Here is a 3,345-nt window from a genome sequence, read left to right on the forward strand (position 1 = left end):
AGAGGCGGCATCCCATGGCGGACTTCGTCGGCGCGGTGGACCAAGGCACCACCAGCACCCGTTTCATGATCTTCGACCATGCCGGCAACGAGGTGGCGAGGCACCAGCTGGAGCACTCACAGATCCTCCCGCGCTCGGGGTGGGTCGAACACGACCCGGTGGAGATCTGGGAGCGCACCAACTCGGTGATCCAGAACGCGCTCCGGCACGGAAACCTCTCCCCGGAGGACCTGGCGGCCATCGGCATCACCAACCAACGGGAGACGACCGTCGTCTGGGACCCGCGCAACGGCCGCCCCTACTACAACGCCATCGTCTGGCAGGACACCCGTACGGACTCCATCGCGGCAGCGCTGGACCGCTCGGGCCAGGGCGACGTCATCCGCCGCAAGGCAGGGCTGCCGCCGGCCACGTACTTCTCCGGCGGCAAGATCCAGTGGATCCTGGAGAACGTCGACGGAGTCCGCGAGGCGGCCGAGCAGGGCCATGCCCTCTTCGGCAACACCGACGCCTGGGTGCTGTGGAACCTCACCGGCGGCCCCGACGGTGGCGTCCACGCCACCGACGTGACCAATGCCAGCCGCACCATGCTGATGGACCTGGAGACCCTCGACTGGGACGACGAGCTGCTGGGCTTCTTCGGCGTTCCCCGGGCGATGTTGCCGACCATCAACCCGTCCTCCCACCGGGAGGCGTTCGGACAGACCCGTACGTCCCGGCCGCTGCGGGCGGCCATCCCCATCACCGGTGTGCTCGGCGACCAGCAGGCAGCCACCGTCGGGCAGGTCTGCTACGCGCCCGGCGAAGCCAAGAACACTTACGGCACCGGCAACTTCCTGGTGCTCAACACCGGCACGGAACTGGTGCGGTCCCAGCACGGCCTCCTGACCACCGTGGCGTACCAGTTCGGCGACAGCCCGGCGATCTACGCACTCGAAGGCTCCATCGCCGTCACAGGCTCCGCGGTGCAATGGCTGCGCGACCAGCTGAAGATCATCAATGACGCCGCCGAGAGCGAACGCCTGGCGCGTACCGTCGAGGACAATGGCGGGATCTACTTCGTCCCCGCCTTCTCCGGCCTGTTCGCCCCGTACTGGCGTTCCGACGCCCGCGGCGCGATCGTCGGCCTCGCCCGGTACAACGACGGCGGCCACCTGGCGCGGGCCGCCCTGGAAGCCATCTGCTACCAGAGCCGTGACGTGGTGGAGGCCATGGAGCAGGACTCCGGCGTCCACCTCGACGTGCTCAAGGTCGACGGCGGCGTGACGGCCAACGACCTGTGCATGCAGATCCAGGCCGACGTCCTCGGCGTCCCGGTCAGCCGCCCGGTCGTCGCCGAGACCACCGCGCTCGGCGCCGCCTACGCCGCCGGCCTGGCCACCGGTTTCTGGCAGGACACGGACGAACTGCGCACCCACTGGCAGGAGTCCAAGCGCTGGGAACCCCAGTGGTCCGAGGAACAGCGCGCGGAAGGATACGCGGGCTGGAAGAAGGCGGTGGAGCGCACGCTCGACTGGGCCAAGGTCGAATAGGTTCCGGCCGGAGCGCCCGAATGGGCCCGCCCGAGCCGCGTGCGCCGCCCGCACCCCGCTGCACGAGGAGGAGACCCATGGCGAACCCGATGGCTCTCTCGCCCGGCGCACGCGCGGAGGCCCTGGTCCGACTGGGAGAGGGCGAGCTCGACGTCCTCGTCGTCGGAGGCGGTGTAGTCGGCGCGGGTGCGGCCCTGGACGCCGCCACTCGGGGCCTGAGAGTCGGCCTCGTCGAAGCCCGGGACTGGGCCTCGGGCACTTCCAGCCGCTCCAGCAAGCTCATCCACGGCGGCCTGCGCTACCTGGAGATGCTGGACTTCCGGCTCGTCGCCGAAGCCCTGAAGGAACGCGGACTCCTGCTTCAGTTGCTGGCCCCTCACCTGGTGCGTCCGGTGCCGTTCCTCTACCCCCTGCAACACCGGATCCGGGAGCGTCCGTACGTCGGCGCCGGCGTGCTGCTGTACGACACCATGGCTGCGGCCTCCGGTACCTCCAGAGGTCTGCCCCACCACCGCCACCTGCTCAAGCGCCAAGCCCTGCGCGAGGCGCCCGCGCTGCGCTCCGACGCCCTGGTCGGCGGGATCCAGTACTGGGACGCCCAGGTCGACGACGCCCGGCACACCATGTTCCTCACCCGCACGGCCGTCGCCTACGGAGCGCTGGCCGCCAACCGCACCCGTGTCAGCCGCTTCCTGCGGCAGGGCGAGCGGGTGGTGGGAGCCGCTGTCACGGATCTGGAGACCGGCGACGAGACAGAGGTGCGAGCCAAGCAGGTCATCAACGCGACCGGCGTGTGGACCGACGACACCCAGGCCCTCGCCGGTACGCGCGGCCAGTTCCACGTCCGCGCCTCCAAGGGCGTACACCTGCTGGTCCCCCGTGACCGGATCAACTCCCGCACCGGGCTCATCCTCCGCACCGAGAAGAGCGTGCTGTTCGTCATCCCCTGGGGACGACACTGGATCATCGGGACCACCGACACCGACTGGACACTCGACAAGGCCCATCCCGCCCTCAGCTCCAAGGACGTCACCTACCTGCTGGAACACGTCAACAGCGTCCTGACCACGCCTTTGGTTCCGGAGGATGTCGAAGGCGTCTACGCCGGTCTGCGTCCCCTCCTGTCCGGCGAGGCCGCAGAAACCAGCAAACTGTCACGGGAGCACCTGGTCGCACACCCGGTGCCCGGTCTCGTCGTGGTGGCCGGCGGCAAGTACACGACCTATCGGGTGATGGCCAAGGACGCGGTCGACGAGGCGACCCGCGGCCTGGACGAGAAAGTGCCCGACTGCGTCACGCAACGCGTTCCGCTGCTCGGCGCCGACGGCTATCCGGCCCTCTGGAACTCCCGCCACAACCTCGCCGAGTGCTCCGGGCTGCATGTCGCCCGCATCGAGCACCTGTTGAACCGCTACGGCTCCCTGGTGCACGAGCTGCTCGCCATGGTCGAAGCCGACTCCTCGCTCGGCAAGCCGTTGCCGAGCTCCGATGATTACCTGCGCGTCGAGGCGGTGTACGCGGTGACCCATGAGGGTGCCCGCCACCTGGAGGACGTGCTCGCCCGACGTACTCGGATCTCCATCGAGTCCTGGGACCGTGGTGTGGACGCGGCGCAGACCGTCGCGGACCTGATGGCGCCTCACCTGGGATGGGACCAGGCGCACCGGGACCGTGAGGTCAACCACTACCTGAAGCGGGTGGCCGCCGAACGCGAGGCCCAGCAGCAGCCGGACGACCAGACCGCCGACGCGGTACGGCTCGGCGCCCCCGACATCATCCCGGTGCACTGAGTAGGGTCGGGGGCTGGAAACGA

General features: G+C 69.4%; 2 protein-coding genes. Both read left to right on the forward strand.

Going from position 1 to position 3,345, the window contains the following annotated elements:
• Nucleotides 1-14 precede the first annotated feature (14 nt).
• Nucleotides 15-1,532, forward strand: coding sequence for a glycerol kinase GlpK (gene glpK, locus AB0C34_RS31435; RefSeq protein ID WP_280910008.1), 1,518 nt, complete (start codon nucleotides 15-17; stop codon nucleotides 1,530-1,532).
• 77 nt (nucleotides 1,533-1,609) lie between these two features.
• On the forward strand, nucleotides 1,610-3,322 hold the full coding sequence (locus AB0C34_RS31440; protein ID WP_356114065.1) for a glycerol-3-phosphate dehydrogenase/oxidase: 1,713 nt from the start codon (nucleotides 1,610-1,612) through the stop codon (nucleotides 3,320-3,322).
• The last annotated feature ends 23 nt before the right edge of the window (nucleotides 3,323-3,345 follow it).

The sequence above is a fragment of the Nocardia sp. NPDC049220 genome, from assembly GCF_040647855.1.
Taxonomy (GTDB): Bacteria; Actinomycetota; Actinomycetes; order Mycobacteriales; family Mycobacteriaceae; genus Nocardia.